Below are 25,247 nucleotides of genomic sequence, written 5' to 3' on the forward strand. Positions count from 1 at the left end.
GCCGCGATCCGCGGCGCGAGGAGGGTGCCCGAGAGTTAACGCGCGTGTAACAGCGGCGTCGCTTGCGTCGGCCACTCTGGACCACGAGGGTGCCGCAGTGTCGCCGCTGGATCCGTCGGCCGGCACGGCTATGGGGAATTTCGGGGACGGACTCGCGGGACGCACGGCGTCAGGACCGAGGGGAGTCCGCGATGACCGAAATCGAAGTGCACGTGCCGGGGGCCGAGGCGCCCACGAGGGAGGGCGGCGCACCGCAGCGCGGGAGCGAGTTCGTGCGCCGGCTGCGCCTGACGGCGACGACCGCCGAAGGACGCGGCATCCGCTTCTATCGTTCGCCCACCGACTTCACGGAGGCGACATACGCGGAGCTCGACGCCGACGCGCGTGCCCGCGCGGTCGAACTCGGCCGCGCCGGTCTCGCGCCAGGTGACGTCGCGATCCTCGCGTTCGAGCCGGGCCTGCCGTTCGTACGCGCACTGCTCGCGTGCCTGTACGCGGGCGTCGCGGCCGCGCCGGTGCCGATCACGGCGATGCGGAACGCGGATGCTGTGCGCCAGCGCCTGCTCGCGATCCTGCAGGACGCCGGCGCCAAGGCGGTGCTCACCGAGACGGGTGCTCTCGGCGGGCTCGGGCTCGCGGACGAGACGTCGATCGCGGATGCCGTGGTCATCGCGGTCGACGGACCGTCGTCGGCGTCGCCCGACGACTGGAGCATGCCCGACATCGCGGAGTCGTCGCTCGCGATCCTGCAGTACACCTCCGGGTCGACCGGGTTGCCCAAGGGCGTGATGGTGTCGCACGGCAACCTGTACGCGAACCAGCACGCGATCGGCGGGGTCGTCGGCCTGACAGCGGACTCGGTCGCCGTCGGGTGGCTGCCGCACTACCACGACATGGGTCTGATCGGGCAGATCCTGCAGCCGATCTTCGCCGGCGCGAGCCTGCACATGACATCGCCGTCGCAGTTCCTGCGGCGGCCGGTGCTGTGGCTGCGGCTGATCACCGAGCACAAGGCGACGCACACCGTCGGGCCGGATTTCGCGTTCGCGCTGTGCAGCCGCCTGGTGACCGACGAGCAGCTCGCCGAGCTCGACCTGTCGTCGCTCGAGACCGTCATCACCGGCGCGGAGCCCGTGCGGATCGACACCCTGGACGCGTTCACGACGCGGTTCGCGCCGGCCGGGTTCCGGGGCGAGGCGTTCGTGCCGGCGTTCGGCATGGCCGAGACGACGCTCCTCGTCACCGCGCATCGCGACGCCGTGCCGCCGCGCGCGGTCGTCGTGAGCGCCGACGCGCTCGAGCGCGACGAGATCGCACCCGCCGCCGACGGCGAGCGCAGCGCGCGGCTCGTGCCATGCGGCGCGCCCGGACGGGGCATGGACATCGCGATCGTCGACCCGGCGACGGCGACGGAGCTGCGGGACGGACGCATCGGCGAGATCTGGGTGCGCGGCACGAGCGTGACGCAGGGGTACTGGCGCCGACCGGAGCAGACCGCGGAGGACTTCGGCGCGACCCTGGCCGGCACTCCCGACGAGGTGTACCTGCGCACCGGCGACCTCGGCGCGATGATCGACGGCGAACTCGTCATCACCGGCCGGCTCAAGGACCTCATCATCGTGCGCGGGCGCAACATCTATCCGCAGGACCTCGAGCACAGCGCCGCCGCCCTGCTGGGAACCGGATGCCTCAGCGCGGCGTTCGAACGCCCGGGCGCGGCGCCGGAGGTAGGGATCGTCGCCGAGGTGGAGCCCTCGACGACCGCCGAAGAGCTCGACGCGCTCACGGCGGCACTGCGCGCGCGTGTCGGCGGCGAGTTCACGTTGCCTGCGCTGGGGGTGGCGCTCATCCGCAAGGGCACGCTGCCGCGCACCACCAGCGGGAAGGTGCAGCGCGCTCTCACACGCCGGCTCCTTCACGAGCACCGTCTGCAGCTCGTGCATCTCGACGGGTTCGAGGCGGTGCCGGCGTGACCGCGGTCGCGGCCGGAGTCGAGGCGGGCGTTCTCGCGCCGGTGCGCGCGTTCGACGCGTTCCTCGGCGATCCCGCCGTCGACGACGCTGTCATCTCGACGCGGCGATCTGTGCTGCTCGATGAGTCGTCCGCCTTCCCCGAAGACGAGATCGCAGCCGTCACGGCGTTCGGCCTGCAGCGGTGGTACATCCCTTCGGCGCACGGCGGCATGCTCGACGACGCCCTGGTGCCGCTCCTCATGATCCGCCAGCTCGCCCGGCGCGACTTCACCGTCGCCGCCGCGCACGGCAAGACATTCCTCGGGGCGATCTGCGCGTGGGTCGCCGACGACGGGATCGCGACGCGCATGGCTCGCCTCGTCGAGACCGGCCGGCCCGTGTCGTGGGGGCTCACAGAGCGCGGCCGCGGCTCGGACCTCTCGCGATCGGCGACCACCGCACGGATCGGCGCCGGCTCAGTCCGCGTCGACGGCGGGAAATGGCCGATCAACAACGCCGTCCGCTGCCGCGCGATGACCGTGCTCGCCCGCTCCGACGACCGACCCGGGCCGCGTTCGCTGTCGCTCGTGCTCGTCGACAAGGAAGAGGCCGGCCCCGCGACGATCGGGTACGAGCCGAAGGTCTCGTCGCACGGGCTGCGCGGGGCGAACCTCGCGGGCATCCGGTTCGAAGGATCCGTCGTCGGCGCGGACGCCGTCGTCGGCCCCGAGGGCCACGGCCTCGAGATCGTGCTGAAGAGCCTGCAGCTGACCCGCCCGTTCACGACCGGCCTGTCCATGGGCGCCGTCGACCGTGCCCTGCAGACCGCGCTGGACGCCGCCGCCGTGCCGGACGGCGCGCGCGGACGGCTCCTCGACGCGCCGGTGGCGCGGCGGGTGCTCGGCACCGCCGTCGCCGACGCGCTGCTCGTCGAGTGCTTGATGCTGGTCGGCGTGCGGTCCGCCCACGCGTTCCCCGGCGAGATGGCACTCGTCAACGCGCTGGTGAAGTTCCTCGGACCCGACACCGCGGACCTCCTGTTCCGCGACCTCACCCGGCTGCTCGGAGCGCGAGCGGTCGTCGTGGGCACCGAGGACGCGGGCGTGCTGCATCCGTCCGTCTTCGGGGCGTTCCAGAAGGCCGCGCGCGACAGCCGCGTCGTCGGCATCTTCGACGGCAACTCCGTGGTCAACCTCAACATGATCATCAACGAGCTGCCGAACCAGCTTCGGCCGGCGGCGCCGCCGTCGCTGGATGAGGTGCTGGCGCCGCTGCACGCCGACGCCCGGCACGCCGCGATCGATACGACGTCGCTGCGTCTCGTCACCCGGCACGGCTCGCGCCTCCTGCGGGCGCTGCCTGCGCTCGTCGACGCCATCGACGACGGCCGCACGTCGCGCGCCGCCGTCAGCGCGGCGCGACGCATCGGCGACGAGTACACCGCGCTGCTCGCCGAGGCCGAGGAGCTGCCCCGGCAATCCCAGCCCGATCCGTTCGCCTTCCACCTCGCGGAACGCTTCGCACTGGTCTTCGGCTGCGCGTGCGCTCTGGCCGTCCACCTGGCGCGGTCCCCGGCGATCCCCGGGCCACTGGGCGAAAGCGACGCATGGCTCGCGGCCGTGCTGCAGAGGGTGGCGAACCGCCTCGGAGCCGATCCGGTCCAGGCCCCGGTCGCCGACGCGCTGCTCGACGCCGCAGTTCGGGCGCACGAGGGCGGCGGCACCGTGACGCTGCTCGGTTCGTGGACGGAGCGATCGTGAGCATCGCAGAGGGCGTGGAGCGGGCGCGGCCTGCGTTCGGGCGCGATGTCTCGGCCGGGCTCGACGCCCTCGAGCCGTTCATCGGCCGGGTCGGCGCGGCGATGCCCCGGGGCGGCCGGGTGGTGACCAGCGCGCTCCGGGGCTACCGATTCGAGGCCGCCGCTGCGGATGCCACTGCGCCGGCCACCCTCGTGCGCGCCGCGGTGCCCGCCGCCGCCCTCGGCGCGATCGACGCCGCGCTGCGCGAGTCCGTGCGGTACGCGCACGCCCGCCACCTCTACGGCGGGACTGTGCTCGACATCCCGCATGCACGAAGCCTCCTTGCCGCGGCGCTCGCCGATGCCCTCACCGCCGACGCGCTGAGCAGCGCGGCCGTGTGCCTCGCGGATGCCCATGCCCCTGCAGCATCCATCGCCGTCGCTGTGAGCGCCCATCTCTCGTGCCTGCTTCTCGCCGACGCGGCCCAGCAGGTGTCTGTGCTCGCCGGCTCGACGTTCTACGCGCGCATCTCGCCGTTCGAGATCATCGAACAGCACGTGCGCGACCTCGCGGCTCTCTCCGTGCTCGTGCCCGACCTCGCCGATCCGCTTCCGGCGGCACTCGAAGGGGTGAGTCGGTGGTGCTCGGATACGGATGCTGCGGCCCCGGCCTCTCTGCTGCGCCCCGAGGTCATGGCGGCGATCGCCGCTGACGCCCCGGGCGCCGTCGAGGTGCACGTCGCGCTCGCGGCCGCCGCGGCAGAGACCGCGGCCGAGGCGGGAGAACCGGCGGACGCGCACGCAGCGCTCGAACTCGCCCATCGGGTCTCGCTCCTCACCGCGGCTGCCGCCGTGGTGGCGGGATGGATGCAGGCGCGCGGCTCGGAGGCCATCGCCGGCGACCCGCTCGCGATGGAGGCGTGTCTGCGACGTATCCGTGGGCGGGTGGTGCGGCGACAGCCGCCGCTTGCCGCCGACCTCGTGGCCCGGCTCGTCGCGCACGCCGAAGCACGCGCCGCGAGCGGCGAGGAGATGGCCATCGGTCCCGCCCGCGCGACCGTGCCGCTGATCTGAAAACCGAAAGGACGACACATGCCTGTTCAGCTGACCGCTACCGAGATCGAGCAGTGGCTCGTCGGACGCGTCGTCGCCTACGGCAAGATCCAGGCCGACGACTTCACCGTCGACACGCCGCTCGCCGAGCTGGGCCTCGACTCCGTCTACGCCCTCACGCTCTGCGGCGACATCGAGGACGCGTTCCAGCTCGAGGTCGACCCGACCATCGTGTGGGATCACCCCACGATCCGCGAACTCGCCGAGGGCATCCGGCAGCGCGCCGATGAGTGACGCCCGTCGCACGCTCGTCTCCGCGCGCGGGGTGCACGTCGTGACCGGCCACATCCCCGCCGTCGCATCCGGCTTCGACGCCGAGGATCCCGACGAGCTTCTCGGAACGGATGCTGCGACCCTCCGCACTCTCGACGCGACCCGCGTCGCGTCGTACCTGACGGCGCGCCGGTGGGTGCGCGACATCGTCACCGTACGTCTGCGGCGCCCGTGGCGGGGTTTCGAGGCGACCCCGCGCGGGGTGAAGCCGCGGCTCGCGGACTCGACACTGGACGTGAGCATCGCCCACGCGGGCGATCGACTCGTGGTCGGGGTGGTCGAACACGGGCGGATCGGCGTGGACATCGAGCTCGTCGCATCCGTCTTCGATCAGCCGTCGCTCGCCCGTCGCCTCTGCACGCCGTCCGAACGCCGTCGCGCCGACGGGCTGGGGCCTGCCGAGCGGAGGGCGTGGCTCACGCAGCTGTGGGCGGTGAAGGAGTCCTACGCGAAGGCGCTCGGCGTGGGTCTCGCGCTGGACTTCCGGCAGGTCGATGCTGCGGGCCTGCGTCACAGAGACGCCGTTCGCGGTGTGCTGACGCCCGCGGCGGGGACGAGTCATGCGAAGATCGCTGTCAGCTGGGTCACTGCCGCCCCTCCCCGTTCACGGTCGACCATCCGGTCGACCGGCTAGTCCCACCCCGGAAGGGCACTCTCATGCGTCTGTCTGTCATCGGCTGCGGATATCTCGGAGCGGTCCACGCCGCGGCAATGGCCTCGATCGGCCACGAGGTTGTCGGCATCGACGTCGACGAACGCAAGGTCGCGTCCCTCTCCCGCGGCGAGGCCCCGTTCTTCGAACCCGGCCTGCAGGAGATCCTCACCGAAGGCATCGCCTCCGGGCGCCTGCAGTTCACGACCGACATGGCGCAAGCCCAGGGCGCGAAGGTGCACTTCGTCGGCGTCGGCACCCCGCAGCAGAAAGACGGCTACGCCGCCGACCTCACCTACGTCAACGCCGCCATCGACGGGCTCCTGCCCTACCTGTCGCCCGATGACATCGTCGCGGGCAAGTCCACCGTCCCCGTCGGCACCGCCGCCGACCTCAGCCCCCGCGTGGAGGCCACCGGGGCGACGCTGGTGTGGAACCCCGAGTTCCTGCGCGAAGGGTTCGCGGTCAAGGACACCATCGACCCCGACCGGCTCGTCGTCGGCGTGCCCGCAGGCGACGCCGGTGAAGCGGCCGCCGACCTGCTGCGCGAGGTCTACCACCCCTCTGTCGCGAAGAACACGCCGTTCATCGTCACCGACCTCGCCACCGCCGAGCTCGTCAAGGTCGCCGCCAACGCGTTCCTCGCCACCAAGATCTCGTTCATCAACGCGATGGCCGAGATCGCCGAGGTCACCGGCGCCGACGTCACACAGCTCGCCGACGCGATCGGCCACGACGTCCGCATCGGCCGCCGCTTCCTCGGCGCCGGCATCGGCTTCGGCGGCGGCTGCCTCCCCAAAGACATCCGCGCGTTCTCCGCCCGCGCCGAAGAACTCGGCCGCGGCGAATCGGTCGCGTTCCTCCGCGAGGTCGACGCGATCAACCTGCGCCGCCGCGAGCGCGCCGTGCAACTCGTCCTCGAGGCGTTCGGCGGATCCGTCTTCAAGAAGAACGTGACCGTGCTCGGCGCCGCGTTCAAGCCGTACAGCGACGACATCCGCGACTCCCCCGCACTCGACGTCGCCGTCCGCCTGCACGGCCTCGGCGCCTGGGTCACCGTCACCGACCCCGCCGCACTCGACAACGCGCAGCGCCTGCACCCGCAGCTGAACTACGTCGCCGACCGCGACGAAGCCCTCCGCGCAGCCGACGCCATCATCCTCGTCACCGAATGGGACGAATACCGCCGCGAACTCACCCCAGAGCACGCATCGACTCTCACCGAAGGCCGCGTAGCTGTCGATGGCCGCAACGGGTGGGACGCCGCCGCCTGGCGCAACGCCGGATGGACCTACTACGGCATGGGGCGTCCGTAATCGTCAGAGCTCGTAGACGCCGAGCAGCTGCCAGCCCTCCGGGACCTTCGCCTCGAGCGCGGCCATGTCGTCCGCCTCGATCTGCTCGACACCGTCGCGGCGAGCCATCGTCGCGGTCGACGTGAGCAGCTGCGATCCCTTGGGCATCGCGGCCGGGACGTCGGTCACGACCCAACCCGCCGCCAACTCCGCCCTGGCGGCGGTGCTGAGGGCCTCGAGCGAGGCGCCTTCCACATCGACGGTGCGGGTTTCGACAGGGCGGATGCGGCCGATGAGCATGCATCGATCCTATGAGCGCCGTCCGCCAGGCCATCGGAAGGCGGCCTGTTTTCCGCGAGCGGCCTGCGGTATCGTCACTCTATTCTCGACGGTGAGACAGCTCCCGACAGGATCACCCGAGCCTGGCTGCCCGCGTCGCGGATCCGTGACTGCGCGAAGACGGCCGTACGACCTCCGCGCGTCGCTGGGGGACGGAGTACGACGTGAAGCGTGCACTCATCACCGGGATCACCGGTCAGGATGGCTCTTACCTCGCCGAGCTTCTGCTCGGAAAGGGTTACGAGGTCCACGGCCTCATACGCCGGGCGTCGACCTTCAATACGCAGCGCATCGACCATCTCTACGTCGATCCGCACGATCCGAGCGCGAGGCTCTTCCTTCACTACGGCGACCTCAGCGACGGCGCCGGGCTGGTGAGCCTCCTCGTGAAGATCCATCCGCACGAGGTCTACAACCTCGCCGCGCAGTCGCATGTGCGCGTGTCGTTTGACGAGCCCGTGCACACGGCCGACACGACGGGAATCGGCACGGTTCGTCTGCTCGAGGCTGTACGGTCGTCCGGCATCGACACGAAGTTCTACCAGGCGTCCACGTCTGAGCTCTACGGCGCCACGCCCCCGCCGCAGAACGAGGTGTCGCCGTTCTCTCCGCGCTCACCGTACGCGGCCGCAAAGCTGTACAGCTTCTGGATCACGAAGAACTACCGCGAGGCGTACGACCTGTTCGCCGTGAACGGCATCCTCTTCAACCACGAGTCCCCGCGGCGCGGCGAGACCTTCGTCACGCGCAAGATCACGCGCGCGGTCGCCCGCATCCAGGCGGGTGAACAGAAGGACCTCTACCTCGGCAACCTGGACTCGATTCGCGACTGGGGATATGCGGCGGAGTATGTAGAAGGAATGTGGCGGATGCTGCAGGTCGACGAGCCCGAAGACTTCGTGCTCGCGACCGGCCGGGGTTATACGATCCGCGATTTCCTCGAGGCATCCTTCGGTCATGTCGGCCTGGATTGGCAGGAGTTCGTGAAGTTCGACGAACGCTACCTGCGCCCGACCGAGGTGGACGCCCTCATCGGCGACCCGACGAAGGCCGCGGAGAAGCTCGGCTGGCAGGCAACGCTCGACGGCAAGGACCTCGCCACGCTGATGGTCGACGCCGACATCGAGGCGCTCGACAAGAAGCCGGAGTGGATCGACTCGGTCAACCTCGCCTCCTGGACGCCCGAGCCGTCGCTGGTCGGCCGATGACCGGTGCGACCGACGGCGTCGAGTACATGGCCGGCGAGCTGGATCGCGACGCGACGTTCTACGTGGCCGGCCACCGGGGCCTTGTCGGCTCGGCCATCGTGCGCCGGTTACAGGCGGCGGGCTTCACGCACGTCGTCGGCAAGACGTCCGCTGAATTGGACCTCAAGAACCGCGACGAGGTCTTCGCCTACCTGGCCGAGATCAGGCCGCGATACCTCGTGCTCGCCGCTGCCAAGGTCGGCGGCATCCTGGCGAACAGCAGGTACCCGGTCGACTTCTTGAGCGACAACCTCCGCATCCAATCGAACGTGCTCGACGCGGCGCTGGCGAACGAGGTCGAGCGTGTGGCGTTCCTCGGCTCGTCGTGCATCTATCCCAAGTTCGCGGAGCAGCCGATCAGCGAGAATGCGCTGCTCACCGGGCGTCTGGAACCGACGAACGATGCCTACGCGATCGCCAAGATCGCCGGCATCCTGAACATCCAGGCCGTGCGCCGCCAGTACGGGCTGCCGTGGATCTCGGCGATGCCCACCAACCTCTACGGGCCGAACGACAACTTCTCGCCGGAGGACTCGCACGTGCTCCCGGCACTGATCCGCCGGTACGACGAGGCCGCCCGGTCCGGCGCCTGGTCGGTGACGAACTGGGGCACGGGGAAGCCCCGACGCGAGTTCCTGCACTCCGACGACATGGCCGATGCCGTCCTCCATCTGCTCGAGCACTACGACGGCCCCGAGCAGGTGAACGTCGGCACCGGGTCGGACCTCACCATCCGCGAGATCGCGGACATGATCGCCGGGATCGTGGGGTTCGATGGCGACACCGAGTGGGACGCGTCCAAGCCCGACGGAACTCCGCAGAAGCTGCTCGAAGTGTCGAAGCTGGCCGAGGCCGGCTGGACATCGAGGATCCCGCTCGAAGACGGCCTCTCCCGAACGGTCGACTGGTACCGGGCGAACGTCGAGACGGCCCGCGTCTGACCTGAGCCGGCTCCGGTCAGTGGTGGTCCGCTCCCGCGACCGGAACGCCGGCCTCCCGCAGCGCGGCGGTGAAGTATGCGCCTGCCGCCACGTGACCGTACGCGCCGAAGTGCTTCGCGTCGACGAGGTACGCGTCGAGATCGTGCTCGGACCACCAGTTCCGAGGATCCACGAAGAGCGTGTCCTCGTCCTCGGCGACCTGCTCCAGCACGTCCGCGATCTCGGCGCGACGACCCGTGCCATCGCCGATCGGCGCGACCACGACGATCGGCACGGCGGGGTAGTCGGCCCGCGCCACCTCGATCAGGTCGGCGGCCGCGTCTGTGATGTCGTCGTCCTGCGCGGTGATGTCGTTGCCGCCGCCTTCGATGACGATGAGGCTCGGCGTCTTCGGCTTGGTCCACAGCTCGTAGGCCTGTGGGAACGCCTCGAGATCCGCTTCCGGACGCGCGGTCACGAAGCCCGTGCCCCCGGCGCCCTGCACGTAGGGCAGGTATCCGAGCCCGGCCACCCCCCGCGCCACCCACGTGGAGTTCGGGTTGATCGTCGCCGAGCCCATCGCCTGCGAGTCCCCGATGACGAACGCGACCGGCTGCGCCACGGGGAAGGCAGCGCGTGTCGGCTGTGCGCCCCGCGAGGGCTCGGGCGCGGGCGGCCGCACGAGCAGCGCGACCGCCAGGGCCGCGGCGACCGCGAACGTCACGACCAGGCCAACGCTCAACAGCATCGTCAGGCGGGAACGCGCGGCGCCGGCGGCGGGTTTCGTCATCGGACCAACCCTACGGTCAACGCCTGTCGAGACTGCGCCTCTCCGTCCACCGTCACGGGGCACCGCGTGTGGCGAGGGTAGACTGCGCCGGTGCCTCGCCTCCCCTCGATCGATGTGCTGCGCGTGCTCGCGGTCGCCATCATCGTGTTCCGGCACACCTACCCGGGTCCCCCGGACGGATCGCAGCCCCTGATCATCACCATCAGCGTCGCGTTCTTCTTCTTCCTCACCGGCTGGCTCTGGCGCCCGCGCAGACGCACGGTCGCCGAAGAGGCCGCAAACCGGTGGCGAACCCTCGGCCGGCCGTACGTGTCGTGGCTGTTGGTCATCCTGTCGCTCTACGCGCTGTGGCTTCACGGACAGGGCGGCCTCGACCCGGCGATGCTGAGGGGCCCCCTGCTCGGCGGCATGTACGCCGGTGCACCCTTCTCGACGTTCTGGTTCGTGAGCGCCCTCTTCTTCGTCGCCATCCTGATGCGAGCGATCGAACGGATGCCGCTTCCGTGGCTGGTCGCGCTCGGCACGGTGCTGCTCGCGATCGGCGGCATCTGGGGACACGAGCTCGCGACCGTTCCACTGGCGCTCGGCGTCGCGCTTCCGAGCCTCTCGTTCGCGATCGCAGGACGCGCGCTGCGGGCGTGGATGCCCTCGCACACGCGTCGCCGGGCGATGATCGCCGCCGTCGCCCTACCCCTCGCGGTCGCCGCGACCTTCGGGTTCACCAGGCTTGACCTCAAGTACGGCCAGTTCGGAACCCTCCTGGTGAGCGGTCTGCTCGCGATCATCGTGATCTGGTGCGCGATCGCGCTGCTCGACGCGCTGTTCTCGTCGATCGATTCCACCGTGGTTCGAGGAATCCAGCCCGCGCTGTCGCGGGTCACGACCGTCGCAATCGTGGTCGTGCTCATCCACCCGGTTCTCATCTGGATCTACCGGATGCTGCGCCCCGAGGCGACGGCACCATGGTGGGTCTACGTGGTCATTCTGATCGGGTCGTGGACCGCGGCACTGCTGCTCGAACGAACCCGACTTTCGCCGTGGTTCGTCGGGCAGCCGCGCTGGATCAGCCGGCGCGCCTCGGCGCGTCAGCCCGTCGCGCGCTGAGAGGCCGGCAGGAGTCCGGGTCTCAGCATCCGATCCCCCGATCCGGGGAAGCGAGCCGCTACGTTGGACCCACGCAACCGACTTCTGTCTCGCCACGGAGGACCGAAATGAATCAGCGCCCGCTCGGCGTCACCCTCGTCGCCATCATCGCCTGGATCTCGGGCTTCCTGCAGATCATCGGCTCGATCTTCGTGATCATCGCCGGCCTCTTCATCACCTGGCCCGCGATCGTCGGATGGATCAGCCTCATCATCGGCATCGTGACGCTCGCCGTCGGCGTGGGGCTCTGGCGCGGCAACCACACGGCCCGCACGATCGCGACGATCGTGTTCATCGCCAACATCGTGCTCGAGGTGCTCGGGATGTTCAACGGCGAGAGCCTCTGGTCAGCCATCGGCGGCAGCATCCTGTCGATCATCGGCCTGATCCTGCTCTACACGCGCTCGGCCAGGCAGTACTTCGGGAGCTGACGACTCCTCCCCTGGCGTCTTTCGGCGTTCGCCCGTGAGAAGAATTTCCTTCCCTAGAGACAGAAATCTGTCTCCAGGGATAGAATTCCTTCCGTGGAGATCCAGCGCCCGTTCACCGTCGTCACGACGAGCGTCGACGGTGATGTGCTGCGCGTGCTCGCTTCCAGCGACGCCGAGTACAGCGTCCCCCGGTTGCACCAGCTGATTCCGGAGCGTTCGGTCGTCGGCATCCGCTCTTCGCTCGGGCGGCTCGTCGCGCAGGGAATCGTGGTGCAGCACGGCTTCGGCCGCACACACGCTTACGCACTCAACGACGATCACCTGGCAGCATCCGCCATCCGCCAGATCGCCGGGCTCAAGCAGGCACTGCTCACGCGACTGCGCGGGCACGTCGCCGCGTGGGACGAGCCGCCGGTGTTCGGAGCACTCTTCGGCTCCGCCGCCCGCGGCGAGATGCGGGGCGACAGCGACCTCGACATCCTGCTCGTCCGCCGTGACGAAGCCTCTCTCGACGAGTGGGGCGCGCAGCTCGCCCGCCTCACCAAGGGAGCCACGGCGTGGACGGGCAACGACACGCGCATCGTCGACCTCACCGTCGAGGAGGTGATGGATGCTGCCACCCAGCCGCTGCTGCGCACCGTCGTCGACGAAGGCATCGCCTTCACCGAAGACAGCGACTGGCTGCGCAAGACCCTCAGAAGGAAAGGACGCCCGTGACGCCCAAGAACCAGCGCACGAAGACCTGCACCGCCGCCGATCGGGCCGGGCGCCTGACGCAGGCTGAGGGGTTCTGGCGTGACGCGGAAGACCTCCAAGAACTCGGTGAGGCCAGCCCCAACAGCATCGTCACCCTCTACGTGCACGCGGGCATCGCGGCGTCCGACGCCATCTGCTGCGCGAAGCTCGGCGAGTACTCCAACTCGGCCAATCACGCGGAGGCCATCACACTGCTCGAGAAGACCGATTCGTCGCTGGCCCCATCGCTCGCCCGGTTGGTAGGCGTGAAGACGGCCGCCGGCTACAGCGCGACCACCATGTCGGCGCAGAAGGTGTCCACCGCGCGCAGCGCCGCGGAGAAGCTGGTGCTCGCGGCGCGCGCCGTGTGAACGGGACCAGTTCTCGTAGTTCTCAAAGGCGAGCTGGGTATCCATCGACGCCGAGCGCCGAACGAGCGCCTGAGAACCGGACGAGCCGCGAGGCGCAGCATCCGTCAATCCCGAATCTTGCGCCACTCCATCAGGTGCACGATCGCGAGGCCGATGGTGGCGCCCAGCACGTTGGCGACGATGTCGCGCAGGCTCGGCGTGCGCTCGGACAGGAGCAGCGCCTGCCCCGACTCGATCACGAGCGTGGTGGCGAGGGCCATCGGCACGACGAGTCCGCGGTGCAGCGGAAGCACGAGCGCCAGCAGCACCCCGAACGGCACGAACAGGGCGACGTTCGCCGTCGTCTCGATGAGGTCGTACGTCAGCCACGGAACCGCCCGCGTGATCGCGTCGAGCAGGCCGGAGGCTCCGCGATCCACGGGTGTCGGCCAGAACGCGACGAGTGCCAGCAGCACGCCATAGATGACGATCAGACGGATGCCTCGCCCCTGCGTGCGACGCAGGTGCAGGGTTGCGACGGCCGCGGTGGATGGTTGCGCGGGCGCGAGGGTGGGCGCGTCGGTGATGGCGAACTCCCCTCGATCGGGCGCCGCGACCTTGCCGCGCAGTGCGGCGATTCTACTCGGCACCGGGCGCGAGCGAGAGGGGGCGCGAGATCATAGAAGATACGTTCTATTATCTCGCGAGTGCCGGATTGCTCCGCGTGGAGATGAGTCAGGGAATGGAGGCACTGATTCGAACAAATGTTTGACACTCATGCTCGCACCCGATACGCTGATTGCATGACCACCGCACTGTCGTCCCTCGCCGAGGCGATCGACATTGCGCGGGGAATCCTTCCCGACGGGCGCGACATCGCATCGCTCGCGCCGGCCGAGCTCATCGCCCTCAACGAGCAGATCGGGCGGGGCAAACGCCTCGCCGAGAGCGTTCAGGCGCTGGTGGCTTCCGAGATCCAGCGACAGTCACGGCCCGAGCTCGGGCCCGACAGCCTCGCGAAGATCCAGGGCTTCCGCAATCCCACGCAGTTCATCGCCGCGACGATGGGCACGACCACCGGCGACGCCGCCCGGCTCGTGAAGGTCGGCGAAGCCACGACGCCGCGCATGCTGCTGTCAGGCGACAAGGCGCCTGCCCGGCATCCGCACGTCGGGCAAGGGCTCAGCGACGGCCGCATCGGAGCGCAGGCGGCGTCGGCGATCATCGCCATGCTCGACCGTGTCGCGATCCGCGCCGGCGCCGAGAAGGTCGATGAGGCCGAGAAGCTCCTCGTCGGGCAGGCCGCCGGGCTCCCCCTCGACGCCCTGTCGAAGCTCATCCTCCGCGCCGAGGCATGGCTCGACCCCGACGGGGTCGAGCCCCGTGAAGCCGACCTGGCCGCCGAGACCGCGCTGACCATCCGCCGCGATCGCTCGGGCATGATCATCATCAACGGCAAATTCGACCCCGTGAGCGGCGCGCCGGTCGTGACTGCGCTCGAAGGCATGGTCACCGCGAAGCTCCGCGCCCAGCGCGACGCCGAGAACGCCCGCCTCACGCAGTCACTCGATGCGCCCGCGACGCCCCTGCTCGATGAGACGACGGATGCTGAGCGCCGCACGATCCCGCAGATGCAGGCTGACGCGCTCGTGAGCCTCTGCGAGCATGCGCTCGGGTGCGACGAGCAGGACCTTCCCCTCAACGGGGTCACCGTGGTCGTGCGCATGGACCTCGAGACGCTTCGCGAGGGCATCGGCACCGCCGAGATCGACGGCATCGATGCTCCGATCTCGGCCTCCGCGGCCCGCAAGCTCGCGTCGAGCGCCTCGGTGATCCCCGTCGTGCTCGGCGGCGACAGCGAGATCCTCGACTGGGGTCGCGAGCGACGCCTCTACTCCAAGTCCCAGAAGCTCGCCCTCGGCGAGCGCGACGGCGGGTGCGCCGGGTGCGGCCTTCCACCCCAGTTCACGAAGGTGCATCACATCCGCTGGTGGATGCGAGACGCCGGCCCCACCGACCTCGACAACGGCGTGCTGCTCTGTGAATCCTGTCACCACCGGATACATGACAACGGGTGGGACATACGCACCGAAGGCACCGGCCGAAAAGCCAGGGTGTGGCTCATCCCACCCGCCTACGTCGATCCCGCTCGCACTCCACGCCTGGGCGGACGCGCCCGCTACGACTTCGCCGCCTGACCGGGCGAGGGGGCTGGTCGGGCGCGCCCGCGAGGACTTCGCGGCGTGAACCCCCGTTATCGTGGGCCCGTGCCCACCGATGCCTCGACCGACGCGACGGTTCTGCTGCGCCTCGACGAGGCCGACGAGCTCGCCGCCGCCTGGGTGTGCGCGCTGGCCGAGAGGCGAGGCATCCGCGCCCTCCTCATCAAGGGGCCGGCGCTGCACCTCCATGGCCTGCGCGAGGAGCGGGTGTCGGCCGACGTAGACCTGCTCGTCGAGCCGGCACGATTCGAGGAGCTGTGCGAGGCGATCGTCGGATCGGGATGGAGGGAACGCCCTTCCTTGCTGATCAGCAAGCTGACCACCGTGCACTCGAAGACGTACCTGCGCGACGGGTGGCCGTGCGACCTCGACGTGCACAGTTTCTATCCGGGCTTCCTCGCAGATCCGGCTGACGTGTTCGAGGCCCTGTGGCGGCACCGGTGGGTGCTGTCGCTCGCGCACCGCGATTGCCTCGCGCTCGACAAGACTGCCGGCGCGCTCGTGCTCGCACTGCATTCGCTGCGCGGAGCGACGATCCAGCCTCGCCATCTCGACGAACTCGAGCAACTCGTGCGCGCGCCGTTCACCGACGACGAACGAGCCGAGCTTGCCGCACTCGCTCGCGAGACGGGCTGCGTCGCGACGCTGGAGAGCGTCCTTCCCCGGCTCGGTGTGGAAGTCGAGCCGACTGCGGCCGAACGAGCCGCGCCCGAGCTCCGGTACTGGCGCGAGCGCGTCACGGCCGGGTCGCACGGCTCCTACTTCTGGATGCTCGCACTCAGGAAATCCCGGTGGCGCGACCGCCCCCGCTTGTTGTGGCGTGCCTTCTGGCCCACCCGCCGCGACTTGCTGGTGGCGCGACCCGAGGCTGTCGACACTATTCGTGGGCGCACGCGGGCGCGGCTGGCGCGTTGGGGTCGAGGCATCCGTTCCGCTCCTGCCGGCGCACGGGCCGTCTGGACCCACCGCCGCGGCGTCAGCCCATGACGAACCACAGCACACCGACTGCGGCGAGGAAGCCGGCCGCGATGCAGATGAGCCACATGGGCGCCCCGCCGTATTCGCGGAGCAGCCACCGCTCCTGCCCGATCTCGTAGCGCCGCCGCCGACGTCGTGATTTCGCCATCCCGCACCTCTCCCTTGGTACGCGACGCCGTCGTCACGAGCACAACGTATCCGCGCATGGTTGCCGATCGGCGACGCCGATGTTTCGTGCTCGCCGCGGGACGCTCAGGATCGCGTAAAGAAGCGGGTGCTGTTACCGAGCGTTAACGAGAGCCCTCTGCCGTTCCGCTAGGGTGAGCATCACGTCGGTTGCCTGGGGCGACCGCACGGCGGGCGAGGGGTCGCCCGTTCTGTTCACGGCTGTGGGAGCCCGAACGCCCGTCAGCCACGACTGTTCTCTGGGGGAACACAGTGACCGACACGCTCGCGCGCGCTCTCGCAACTGCCGACGACCACACGATCGACCGCCGCAAACTGCTCAAGATGGGAGTCTGGGCTGCGCCCGTCGTCGTGCTAGCGAATGCTGCACCCGCCGCGGCCGCGTCGCCGGACCTCACGGTGACGGCCACCACAAGCCGGCAGGTCGGTGCAACCACCACCAACCCCCCTCGCGACACGATCATCGTGTCGACGGACGTGACCGTCAATAAGACGGCGACTCTCATCGTCGTGCTTCAGATCGCTGAGTCCGGGGTGTGGGCTGCCGGCATCCCGAATCAGGACAACATCTCGGGCGAGTCCGTGACGAAGACGATCGGCCTCGCGGCGGGGACGACGAAGCTCACGTTCCCGAAGTTCACCCGCAGCAACAACGGCAAGAAGCCCAGCGTCACGCTCACGTACAAGCTTGTCAGTGGGGGCCCTGAGGTTCTCCCTGCAAAATCGGTCGCCTGGTAGCCGCTCTCTGGGAGCCGACTTCGGCGTTGCCAGTCCAGAAGGCCTCGTCGCTCGTCAGCCCGTGAAGACGAGGTCCTGATCGCGGAGGGTTCCGAGGAACGACTCGACGTCGGGGCGGATGGTGTCGTGGTCGACGTCGGCTGACGCGGCGACACGAGCCACGATCTCGTCGGACTGACCCGGACCGGCGGCGAGGGCGATCCAGATCAGCGCCGCCGAACCTTCGAGCGCCAAGGGCGAAGCGGCGGGGTTCGCGAGAGCCAGCACCACCACGCGCGATGACTCGCCCGTCCAGGCGACGTCGTCGTGGATGCGCCACAACGCCGGATCCGCGGCCTCGGCCGACGACGAGACCTTCAGCACGTCGGCCGCAACCAGCTCCTCGACGGCGGCTTCGACGGCGGCCGTGGCGTCCTTATCCCCAGGAGTGCCGTAGGCAGAAACCGCCGCAGCCACCAACGGCTCGAGACCGACGCCATCGGCGGCGCGCCACAGCGCCGGAGCGATGCCCGCCAGCACCCGCACCGTACCGGCGTGGTCGGCGTCGACGTGGAACAGGGCCACGCGATCGGGATCGACGAGCGGCAGTTCGTCCAGCGGGGCGACGCGACGGAACACCCGATCCGCGGGCGAACCGGCGATCGCCGGCTGCCCCGGAGGCACCGGCTTCGACACCCGCGGTTCCGACGGCGAGACCGCGGCCAGCTCGGGGAGGACTGCGACGAGGGCCGCAGCATCCCTATACGACACCCGACGCACACCGCCGACCGACGCGACGTGCGCGGCGATCGTGCGCAGCGGCGCAGGCAGGTTCGTGAGATAGCTCGACTGGGCCACGAGCTCCTCGAGCGCGTCGCCGAGGTCGACGTCCGAGATGATCGCACCCGAGACGTCCTCGCGCCGGTCGAGCAGCACAACACCCGCGAGCCGCAGGGAGGCATCGCGCAGCGAGCCCAGCCCCAGCGCCGAGGGCGGGCGCTGCGCCTTCTCGGACTCGCCCGGCTCGATGATCGACAGCGGCTTGCGGTACGGGTGCACGCGACCCGAAGCGTCGACCGCCACCGTTTCATCCGACACATACCCGTACACCTCACCCAGCACACGCGACGCCGTCGTCTTGCCCCGACCACTCGGCCCCACGAGCGCGACCACCCGTCCGTCAGGCAGGGCGATGCCGGCGGCGTGCAGCATCCACAAGCGTCCGCGCTGGGCCTCGATAGCCGCGAGCGTCACGCGCTGGGACAGCGACGACAGCAGAGAACGGATGCTGCCACCCGCCTCCGCCACCACCTCGATGTCGGCGGTACCCGCGGTCGCAGCATCCGTCCATGCCTCTTCGACAGCGGTCCGCGATTCCGCATCCAGGCCGTCGCAGACGATGCCCACCTGCACCCCGAGGGCAGCGATCACGAGGTTGCCGGTCACACGCGGTAGTGTACGGGGGACTGGGAGGGGGCCCATGGAGCTGCGGGATTACCTGCGCATCTTGCGAGCGCATTGGCTCGCCATCGTGATCCTCACCCTCCTGGGCGTGGCCGTGGCGTGGGGATGGACCGCCCTGCAGCCCAAGGTCTACACCGCGAACGCGAGCGGGATCGTCACGGCGACCAACGCCGGATCCGACACCGGCTCATCCCTCGTCGGCGACCAGCTCGCCCGCAGCAAGGTGACGTCATACGTCGAGCTCGGATCATGGCGCGCCGTCGCCGAGTGCGCGATCGACGAGCTCGGCCTGAACACGACGCCCGAGTCCCTGGTCACCCGCGTCGACGTCTCGAACCCGCTCGACACCGTCATCGTGCGCGTCACCGCGAGCGCGTCGAGCCCCGAAGAGGCCCGCGACCTCGCCGAGTCGTGGCTCGGGTGCATGGTCGAGCAGATCAACAACGTCGAGGGCACCGATGAGACCGGCACCGCCGCCGTCACCCTCGTCACCGGCGACTCGGCCCGTCTCCCCACCGCCCCGTCGTCGCCGAATGTGCGCCTCGCTCTCGCGCTCGGCGCACTCGTCGGCCTCGCCCTCGGCATCGGCTACGCGGTCGTGCGCCACGTGCTCGACCGGCGCCTGCGCGACCCGCGCGACATCGAACGCGAGACGGGCGTTCCCGTCGTCGGAACCTTGCCGGTCGACAAGGGCCTCAGCGTCGAGCGCGGCCTCGCCGACTTCGAGAGCCAGAACTCCTCGTCGGCCCCGCTCGCGGAGGCGATGCGCGAGCTGCGCACGAACCTGCAGTTCATGGACGTCGACAACCCGCCTCGCGCGATCGTCGTCACCAGCCCGCTGCCCGGCGACGGCAAGTCGACGATGGCCGCCAACCTCGCGGTGAGCCTCGCCGCCGCCGGTCGTCACGTCGTGCTGCTCGACGCCGACCTCCGGCGCCCCATGGTCTCGACGGTGTTCGGCCTGCCCGACGGCGCCGGTCTCACCGACGTTCTCGCCGGACGCGCCGAGCTCAACGACGTCGTCCACAACGTCGGCGCGAGCCGCAACCTCGCCGTCATCACCGCCGGCCGCGTCCCGCCGAACCCCAGCGAGGTGCTCGGCTCGAACCGCATGCAGGCGCTCGTGCGCAGCCTCACCGAGCACGCCCTCGTCATCATCGACTCCCCGCCCCTTCTTCCGGTGACGGATGCTGCGGTCCTCACGGCCGCCGCAGACGGAGCGCTCGTCGTGGTCAGCGCCGGCAAGACCACGTACGACATGCTGCACAAGGCGCTCGCGAACCTCGGCAAGGCCAACGCCCGCGTGCTCGGCGTCGTGCTGAACCGCGTGCCACGCAAGAACGGCGGCTACTACGGCTACCAGTACCAGGGCGACTACGCCGGAGCAGACTCCCGCTGAGCTCGGAGCAGTTGTTCGGATCGGCCCCGTAGGGTGGAGCGGTGACCGACTCTCCCCTGCCCCGCTCCGTGCGCCGCGGGGGCGTCGTCTTCGCCGCCATCCTCGGCGGCCTGCTCATCCTCGCGGTGGTCGCCACGGTGTGGATCGCGGTGCGCGGAGCTCTCGCCTACAGCCATCTCCGCGACGCCCAGCAGACCGCGGCGGCAGTCCGGGAGAACCTCGCCGACCCGGCGGCCGCCAGTGACGCGATCGCCGCCCTCGCCGCCGACACCGGCGCCGCGCACGCGATGACGTCCGACCCGGTGTGGGAGCTCGCGGAGGGTCTCCCCTGGATCGGCCCGCAGCTCGCCGCGGTCGCGACGGTCGCCGAGTCCCTCGACGGCGTCACGGGCACGGCGCTGCGTCCGCTCGCAGAGGTCGCCGCCTCGTTCAGCGTCGACGCGCTCAAGCCCCAGGACGGACGCCTCGACCTCGCGCCCCTGCAGCAGATCAGCGGCGCCGCACAGACCGCGAGCGACGGGGTCGGGGCGGCGGCTGCATCCGTCTCGTCCATCGATCGCGCCGCGCTCGTCGCTCCCGTCCGCGAAGCCGTGGACGAGGTCGACGCACTCCTCGTCGAGGCGGGCACCGCCACCGACGCGCTCGCCCGTGCGACGCAGCTCATCCCCTCCATGCTCGGCGCGGACGCGCCCCGCGACTACCTCGTGCTGTTCCAGAACAACGCCGAATGGCGGTCGCTGGGCGGTATCCCCGGCGCGATGGCCCTGATCCACACCGAGGGCGGCGCGATCAGCCTCGCCGCGCAGGAGTCGTCGGGCGACTACCCCCGCTATGACTCGTCCGTGCTGCCGCTCGGCGACGAGGTCACCGCGATCTACGGCGAGCGCCCCGGCCGGTGGATCCAGAACGTCACGCAGGTGCCCGACTTCGCCGTCAGCGGTGCGCTCGCCCGCGAGATGTGGGCACGACAGCACGGCGGTCAGCAGGTGGACGGCGTGATCGCCCTCGATCCCGTCGCGCTCTCGTACCTGCTCGAGGCGACCGGCCCGATCACCCTCCCCACCGGGGACGTGCTCGCTCCCGACAACGCCGTGCAACTGCTGCTCAACGACGTCTACGCGCGTTACACGCGCCCCTCCGATCAGGACGACTTCTTCGCCATGGCCGCGGCCGCGGTGTTCCAGAAGCTCTCGAGCGGCGACGTCGACCCCGCCGAGCTCGTCGGGGCGCTCACCCGCGCGGGCGACGAGGACCGGCTTCTGCTGTGGAGCACGCACGAGAACGAGCAGAGCGTCCTCGCCGACACGACCCTCGCAGGTGGCCTGCCGGTCTCGGACGACGAGGCCGCGCGCTTCGGCGTCTACGTCAACGACGGCACCGGCTCGAAGATGGACTTCTACCAGAACGCGACGACCGCGCTCGAGTGGTCGAGCTGCACCCTCGACGCCGCCGGAACGGCGACGGGCGACGCCGTGCTCACGGTCACGATCGGCAACACCGCCCCGGCGGATGCCGCGTCCCTTCCGGCGTACATCACCGGTGACAGCGCCTTCGGCGTGCCGGCGGGCATCACCCGCACCATCGGCTACCTGTACCTGCCCGAGGGCTTTGAACTGGTCGATGCGACCATGTCGGACGGCACCGGATTCGGCGGCGGCACGCACGACGGGCGCCGCGTCGTGAGCTTCGCGATCGACCTGCCGCCGGGCGGATCCACTACGGCGACGCTCACGGCACGGGCGAGCGAGCCGGTCGCCGCGACGCTCGAGGCCGTGACCACGCCGACGCTCACTCCGCCGACCGTAGTTGCCGCGGTGTGCGGTGGTTCGTAGACTGCTCCCGATGCCCCACATCACTCGATCGACCACGCCCCGGCTCCTCCCCCGAGCCGCCTTCGCTGCGACGCTCGCTCTCGGAGCGGTCCTCGCGGTACCCGCCGCGGCCCACGCGTCGACCATCTACCCGCCCTCGGGCTCGTGCACCGCGACGCCCACGGCACAGGCCGGCGGCACCATCTCGTTCGAGTGCGCCGCCGAGACCTTCTCTCCCGATGAGGCCATCACGATCACCGTCACCGGCGAGAACGGCGCCGCCTCGCGCATCGGCATGCTGAAGTTCGCGATCACCACCGCGAGCGGCAACGCCTCGTCGGAGGCCGACGGCTCACTCGCAGCCGTCGACATCACGCTCCCCTCGAACGCCACGGGCACCTACAACATCGCCGCGGTGTCGTCGACGTCCGCCGGCGGCACCGCCGCCGTCACGATCACCGGCGCCGACGGACTGCCCTCGACGGGTCTCGACCAGGGCCAGACCCTCGGCCTGTGGATCGGCGGCGGAGCGCTCCTGCTCGCCGGCGCCGCACTCGCTGTCGTCGCCGCAGTGCGCCGCTCCCGCGACTCGCGCTGACCCGCGACTCCGGTCCGCGCCGCCGTCGGGGCCGACGACTATCGTGATCGCCATGGCATCCGCTGCGTCGACGTCGCTCGAGCGCACCTACCGCTACCTGCGGATCGGGCTGGCCGGCACCGTCATCGCGATCTTCGTCGCCATCGCCCAGGCGGCGACGACGTACGGCTGGCTGACGTCGATCAGCGACTACTTCTACACGCCGGCCCGCGACGTGTTCGTCGGAGCGCTGATCGCCGTCTCCCTCGCGCTGTTCGCCCTGTCGGGGCGTGGCGCCGAGCGGGCGCTCCTCGATGCCGCGGCACTGTTCGCGCCGCTCATCGCCCTGGTGCCGACGACTCTCGCACCCGGCGCCGTGCCCGGGGTCGACGTCCTGTGCACGGGACGCTGCTTCCCACCCGCGTACGAGGCGGACGTCGCGAACGGCGTCGTCGTCTACCTCGTGCTCGGGATGCTGCTGCTCCTCGTCGCGCTGCTGCTCGGCGCGCTCGGCCAGGTCTCGCTCGCGGCGGTGTGGCCGTCGCTGCTGATCGCGGCCGTCGTGATCGCCGTCACGGGCCTGACATGGGCGTTCGCCCGGGACGCGTTCCTGCAGAACGCGCATTTCATCGCGACGACGGCGTTCTTCGCACTGTTCGCGGCGGTCGCCGTGCGCAACGCGTTCCCCCGGCAGGGTCCGCCCCCGGCCCCGGTGTTCCGCCTGCTGTACATCGCGATCGCGGTGGGGCTCGTGCTGGTGCTCGTGGCGTACGTCGTGCTGCTGCCGCAGGCGAGCGGCTCCGGCATCCCCATCGTCCTGATCGTCGAAGCGATCGCGCTCGCGCTCTTCTTCGTGTTCTGGGTGGTGCAGGGGATCGAGAAATGGAGCGATCCCGACCCGTCGATCATCGCGGGTTAGGGACGAAACGCCCCCGGGGGTTCGGGAGGGTCCGGGAACGTTTCGTCGTCGGCTCCGCGCTGCGTCACCCTCCGGACGCAGCAGGGAAGAGTGCACTGCAGCTCGCGTCGATCGTGACGGGCGTCGAGCCGGCAGTCGGGGTGTGACGCAGGCGCAGCGGCCCCAGGTCGCCGGCGGGCAACACGGCGGTGAACGAGACGGTCTCGGTCTCCCCCTTGCCGATGAACACCGTCTTGCTCACTGCCGTGTTGCCCTTCTCGACGCCGCTCCGCTCCCAGCGGGCGACATCGCCGCGCGCCGGCACGGTCTGGGTGATCTGCGCGCCCGGCGGCGCGAAGAACAGCACGTCGAGGATCATCGTCGTGCGGGGCACTCCCAGGTTCCGGTTGCGGTACCCCAGGGTGAACTTGCTCCTGATGTCGTCGGTGATCCCGTTGTGCATCGTCATCGTGGTCGTGATGGTGCGTGCCGCGGCGTCGCAGGTCGCGGCGACCGATGTCGCGAGGTGGTATTCGAGCTTGCCGACCGAGGAGTCGTTGAGATAGATCCCCACCTGCGTCTGCGTCGTATTGTCGCCGGGGAGCGCTCCGTCCAGTCCGAACTCGACGGCGAGCGCCTGCGCGGCCGGATCGGTGAAGGCGAGGTAGACGCGCTGCTCGTCCGCGGAGCGCTTGAGGGCCGCGAGCATCTGGAGCGGGTCCCAGGACGACGTCGTGAGGTGGTCGAACACCTGACGAGCGGCATCCGCGAAGAACGCGTCGGAGTCGAGGCCGTTCGGGTAACGCTCGTATGCGTCACTGAGCAGCACCTTGACCGCGTTGTCGGCGGTCAGCTGCTCGCCGGTTCCCAGCGTCACCGGCCCGGACACCGCGAGCATGTAGGAGAGCACGACCGGATCGATGGACACGACGCCGTCGAACGTCGCGCCCGTCGTGTGCACCCACAGCGCCTGGAAGAGCTGTGCGGTCGTCGGGAAGTCGGGGGTGAAGGTGAAGTCCTGCGAATGCCTCGTCAGCGTCGGCAGGTACAGGCCGGTCGTCTCGCCGGGCAGCGTCACGTACTCATCGCCCTGGGTTCCCGCGTCATAGAACGTCCGTGAGCTTGCCTGATCGACGTAGCCGAGCTTGCCGTCGGTGACCGTCACGATCATGCTGGCCGCGGGATTGCCGCCCGTGGCGCGGATCTCGGCGTTGTTCTGGAACATCATCAGATAGGTCTTCGTACCCGCGGATCCGGCCATGTCGAGCAGCGTGGGCAGGTACTTCTCGGCGACGCCCAGGGCCGGGGTCGCGAGATCGATGACGCTGAGGATGTCGGAGATCGACCCGCTGACCTCGGGGAGCAGAGTCGACGTGTCGATCGGCGCGACGATGGCCTGCGCGTCGGCGAAGGCGGCGGCGATCTCGGGGATCGAGTTCTGCAGCTGCCGGAAGGGCTCGAGGTCGATCCCACCCCCTTCGACGGTGAGTCGGTCGAAGTCGGTGGTCGCCATGAACTGCAGCCCTGCCGGCAGCGCGCGCTCGACGAGGATGTCGACGGCGTGCGTCACACGCCGCACCGCGTCGACGTTCTGCCCGACGAACGGCACGTGGGTCGCGATGTCCCACAGCGGGCCGTCGACCGTCCGGACGGCCAGTGTGACGTTTGCCTGGATCTCATCGGTCTCGGCGCGGACCTGCGCCGTGTCGGAATCGGCGAAATCGGTGCGCAGCGCCTCGATCCCCGCCGCCGCCCGCTCGACGGCGGCGCGGGCGCGCTGGGCCTCGGACCAGAACTGCAGCGCGAAGGCGCCGACGACGACGCCGCCCACCAGCAGAACGGTGAGCAACGCGACCACGATCCACGGCCACGCGCGCCGGCGGCGCGACGGAACAGGCGTCGCCTCAGCTTCGAGAACGGCCCCAGTTTGCGCACCCTCGGGTTCGGAGCGCGTGACGATCCCCCTCGTCACGCGCCCAATGGTACTCTTCGCGCCCCCGGATGTCAGGGGTGAAGG

General features: G+C 70.1%; 25 protein-coding genes. 19 read left to right on the forward strand and 6 right to left on the reverse strand.

Annotated features, from left to right (window positions below; all coding sequences use genetic code 11):
* Positions 1 to 191: 191 nt before the first annotated feature.
* The 6 genes from ACFVSU_RS15185 to ACFVSU_RS15210 are packed head-to-tail and all read left to right on the forward strand — an operon-like array spanning position 192 to position 7,044.
* Positions 192 to 1,973 (forward strand): fatty acyl-AMP ligase, encoded by a 1,782-nt coding sequence (locus tag ACFVSU_RS15185; RefSeq protein WP_387144528.1) that lies wholly within the window; start codon positions 192 to 194, stop codon positions 1,971 to 1,973.
* The gene (locus ACFVSU_RS15190) at positions 1,970 to 3,712 is read left to right on the forward strand and encodes an acyl-CoA dehydrogenase family protein (RefSeq protein WP_387144531.1); all 1,743 of its coding nucleotides are present in this window, start codon (positions 1,970 to 1,972) and stop codon (positions 3,710 to 3,712) included. Before ACFVSU_RS15185 ends, ACFVSU_RS15190 begins: the two co-directional genes overlap by 4 nt.
* Positions 3,709 to 4,764: an acyl-CoA dehydrogenase family protein gene (locus ACFVSU_RS15195; protein ID WP_387144534.1), complete on the forward strand. Its 1,056-nt coding sequence runs from the start codon at positions 3,709 to 3,711 to the stop codon at positions 4,762 to 4,764. Before ACFVSU_RS15190 ends, ACFVSU_RS15195 begins: the two co-directional genes overlap by 4 nt.
* 18 nt (positions 4,765 to 4,782) lie before the next feature.
* On the forward strand, positions 4,783 to 5,037 hold the full coding sequence (locus tag ACFVSU_RS15200) for an acyl carrier protein (RefSeq protein WP_387144537.1): 255 nt from the start codon (positions 4,783 to 4,785) through the stop codon (positions 5,035 to 5,037).
* On the forward strand, positions 5,030 to 5,710 hold the full coding sequence (locus tag ACFVSU_RS15205) for a 4'-phosphopantetheinyl transferase family protein (RefSeq protein ID WP_387144540.1): 681 nt from the start codon (positions 5,030 to 5,032) through the stop codon (positions 5,708 to 5,710). Before ACFVSU_RS15200 ends, ACFVSU_RS15205 begins: the two co-directional genes overlap by 8 nt.
* 23 nt (positions 5,711 to 5,733) lie before the next feature.
* On the forward strand, positions 5,734 to 7,044 hold the full coding sequence (locus tag ACFVSU_RS15210; RefSeq protein ID WP_387144543.1) for a UDP-glucose dehydrogenase family protein: 1,311 nt from the start codon (positions 5,734 to 5,736) through the stop codon (positions 7,042 to 7,044).
* Between the two features lie 3 nt (positions 7,045 to 7,047).
* Here ACFVSU_RS15210 and ACFVSU_RS15215 read toward each other — a convergent pair whose 3' ends face one another.
* On the reverse strand, positions 7,048 to 7,323 hold the full coding sequence (locus tag ACFVSU_RS15215) for a hypothetical protein (RefSeq protein ID WP_387144546.1): 276 nt from the start codon (positions 7,321 to 7,323) through the stop codon (positions 7,048 to 7,050).
* Between the two features lie 203 nt (positions 7,324 to 7,526).
* Here ACFVSU_RS15215 and gmd point away from each other — a divergent pair, with 203 nt between their 5' ends.
* Positions 7,527 to 8,570 carry a GDP-mannose 4,6-dehydratase gene (gene gmd, locus ACFVSU_RS15220; protein ID WP_387144548.1) on the forward strand — a complete coding sequence of 348 codons (1,044 nt, stop codon included), beginning with the start codon at positions 7,527 to 7,529 and terminating at the stop codon, positions 8,568 to 8,570.
* Positions 8,567 to 9,550 carry a GDP-L-fucose synthase family protein gene (locus tag ACFVSU_RS15225; protein ID WP_387144551.1) on the forward strand — a complete coding sequence of 328 codons (984 nt, stop codon included), beginning with the start codon at positions 8,567 to 8,569 and terminating at the stop codon, positions 9,548 to 9,550. The genes gmd and ACFVSU_RS15225 overlap by 4 nt, the downstream gene beginning before the upstream one ends.
* 16 nt (positions 9,551 to 9,566) lie before the next feature.
* On the opposite strand, the gene ACFVSU_RS15230 is transcribed toward ACFVSU_RS15225, so the two are convergent.
* Positions 9,567 to 10,319, reverse strand: coding sequence for an SGNH/GDSL hydrolase family protein (locus tag ACFVSU_RS15230; protein WP_387144554.1), 753 nt, complete (start codon positions 10,317 to 10,319; stop codon positions 9,567 to 9,569).
* Between the two features lie 90 nt (positions 10,320 to 10,409).
* Here ACFVSU_RS15230 and ACFVSU_RS15235 point away from each other — a divergent pair, with 90 nt between their 5' ends.
* The 4 genes from ACFVSU_RS15235 to ACFVSU_RS15250 all read left to right on the forward strand — a co-directional run bounded on the left by ACFVSU_RS15235 (position 10,410) and on the right by ACFVSU_RS15250 (position 12,999).
* The gene (locus ACFVSU_RS15235; protein WP_387144557.1) at positions 10,410 to 11,423 is read left to right on the forward strand and encodes a hypothetical protein; all 1,014 of its coding nucleotides are present in this window, start codon (positions 10,410 to 10,412) and stop codon (positions 11,421 to 11,423) included.
* A gap of 107 nt (positions 11,424 to 11,530) precedes the next feature.
* Entirely contained in the window at positions 11,531 to 11,893 is a 363-nt protein-coding gene (locus tag ACFVSU_RS15240; RefSeq protein ID WP_387144560.1) for a hypothetical protein, read from the forward strand.
* Between the two features lie 93 nt (positions 11,894 to 11,986).
* The gene (locus ACFVSU_RS15245) at positions 11,987 to 12,610 is read left to right on the forward strand and encodes a nucleotidyltransferase domain-containing protein (protein WP_387144563.1); all 624 of its coding nucleotides are present in this window, start codon (positions 11,987 to 11,989) and stop codon (positions 12,608 to 12,610) included.
* Entirely contained in the window at positions 12,607 to 12,999 is a 393-nt protein-coding gene (locus ACFVSU_RS15250) for a hypothetical protein (protein WP_387144565.1), read from the forward strand. Before ACFVSU_RS15245 ends, ACFVSU_RS15250 begins: the two co-directional genes overlap by 4 nt.
* 104 nt (positions 13,000 to 13,103) lie before the next feature.
* Here the strand turns inward: ACFVSU_RS15250 and ACFVSU_RS15255 are convergent, their stop codons facing one another.
* Positions 13,104 to 13,628 (reverse strand): VanZ family protein, encoded by a 525-nt coding sequence (locus ACFVSU_RS15255; protein WP_387144568.1) that lies wholly within the window; start codon positions 13,626 to 13,628, stop codon positions 13,104 to 13,106.
* 153 nt (positions 13,629 to 13,781) lie between these two features.
* Between ACFVSU_RS15255 and ACFVSU_RS15260 the strand changes: the two genes are divergently transcribed.
* Entirely contained in the window at positions 13,782 to 15,176 is a 1,395-nt protein-coding gene (locus ACFVSU_RS15260; RefSeq protein WP_387144571.1) for a DUF222 domain-containing protein, read from the forward strand.
* Between the two features lie 69 nt (positions 15,177 to 15,245).
* Complete coding sequence (locus tag ACFVSU_RS15265) at positions 15,246 to 16,187, forward strand: nucleotidyltransferase family protein (protein WP_387144574.1); 942 nt, start codon at positions 15,246 to 15,248, stop codon at positions 16,185 to 16,187.
* Here the strand turns inward: ACFVSU_RS15265 and ACFVSU_RS15270 are convergent.
* Positions 16,177 to 16,326, reverse strand: a complete 150-nt coding sequence (locus tag ACFVSU_RS15270; protein ID WP_387144577.1) for a hypothetical protein — start codon at positions 16,324 to 16,326, stop codon at positions 16,177 to 16,179. The genes ACFVSU_RS15265 and ACFVSU_RS15270 overlap by 11 nt on opposite strands.
* A 290-nt stretch (positions 16,327 to 16,616) precedes the next feature.
* Here ACFVSU_RS15270 and ACFVSU_RS15275 point away from each other — a divergent pair, with 290 nt between their 5' ends.
* A complete protein-coding gene (locus ACFVSU_RS15275; protein WP_387144580.1) occupies positions 16,617 to 17,102 on the forward strand; it encodes a hypothetical protein in 486 nt (161 codons plus the stop codon).
* Between the two features lie 54 nt (positions 17,103 to 17,156).
* Here ACFVSU_RS15275 and ACFVSU_RS15280 read toward each other — a convergent pair whose 3' ends face one another.
* Positions 17,157 to 18,527, reverse strand: a complete 1,371-nt coding sequence (locus tag ACFVSU_RS15280; protein ID WP_387144583.1) for a PqqD family peptide modification chaperone — start codon at positions 18,525 to 18,527, stop codon at positions 17,157 to 17,159.
* 34 nt (positions 18,528 to 18,561) lie between these two features.
* Here ACFVSU_RS15280 and ACFVSU_RS15285 point away from each other — a divergent pair, with 34 nt between their 5' ends.
* Genes ACFVSU_RS15285 through ACFVSU_RS15300 form a run of 4 tightly spaced genes read left to right on the forward strand, consistent with a single transcriptional unit; the run spans position 18,562 to position 23,251 of the window.
* Positions 18,562 to 19,944: a polysaccharide biosynthesis tyrosine autokinase gene (locus ACFVSU_RS15285; protein ID WP_387144587.1), complete on the forward strand. Its 1,383-nt coding sequence runs from the start codon at positions 18,562 to 18,564 to the stop codon at positions 19,942 to 19,944.
* A gap of 41 nt (positions 19,945 to 19,985) precedes the next feature.
* Positions 19,986 to 21,776 carry a DUF4012 domain-containing protein gene (locus ACFVSU_RS15290; protein WP_387144590.1) on the forward strand — a complete coding sequence of 597 codons (1,791 nt, stop codon included), beginning with the start codon at positions 19,986 to 19,988 and terminating at the stop codon, positions 21,774 to 21,776.
* 10 nt (positions 21,777 to 21,786) lie between these two features.
* Positions 21,787 to 22,353, forward strand: coding sequence for an LPXTG cell wall anchor domain-containing protein (locus ACFVSU_RS15295; RefSeq protein WP_387144592.1), 567 nt, complete (start codon positions 21,787 to 21,789; stop codon positions 22,351 to 22,353).
* Positions 22,354 to 22,405: 52 nt separating this feature from the next.
* Positions 22,406 to 23,251: a hypothetical protein gene (locus tag ACFVSU_RS15300; RefSeq protein ID WP_387144595.1), complete on the forward strand. Its 846-nt coding sequence runs from the start codon at positions 22,406 to 22,408 to the stop codon at positions 23,249 to 23,251.
* A gap of 64 nt (positions 23,252 to 23,315) precedes the next feature.
* Here ACFVSU_RS15300 and ACFVSU_RS15305 read toward each other — a convergent pair whose 3' ends face one another.
* The gene (locus tag ACFVSU_RS15305; protein WP_387144598.1) at positions 23,316 to 25,202 is read right to left on the reverse strand and encodes a DUF4012 domain-containing protein; all 1,887 of its coding nucleotides are present in this window, start codon (positions 25,200 to 25,202) and stop codon (positions 23,316 to 23,318) included.
* Between the last annotated feature and the right edge of the window lie 45 nt (positions 25,203 to 25,247).

The organism is Microbacterium sp. NPDC058062, assembly GCF_042885375.1.
In the GTDB taxonomy this organism is placed as follows: domain Bacteria; phylum Actinomycetota; class Actinomycetes; order Actinomycetales; family Microbacteriaceae; genus Microbacterium; species Microbacterium trichothecenolyticum_C.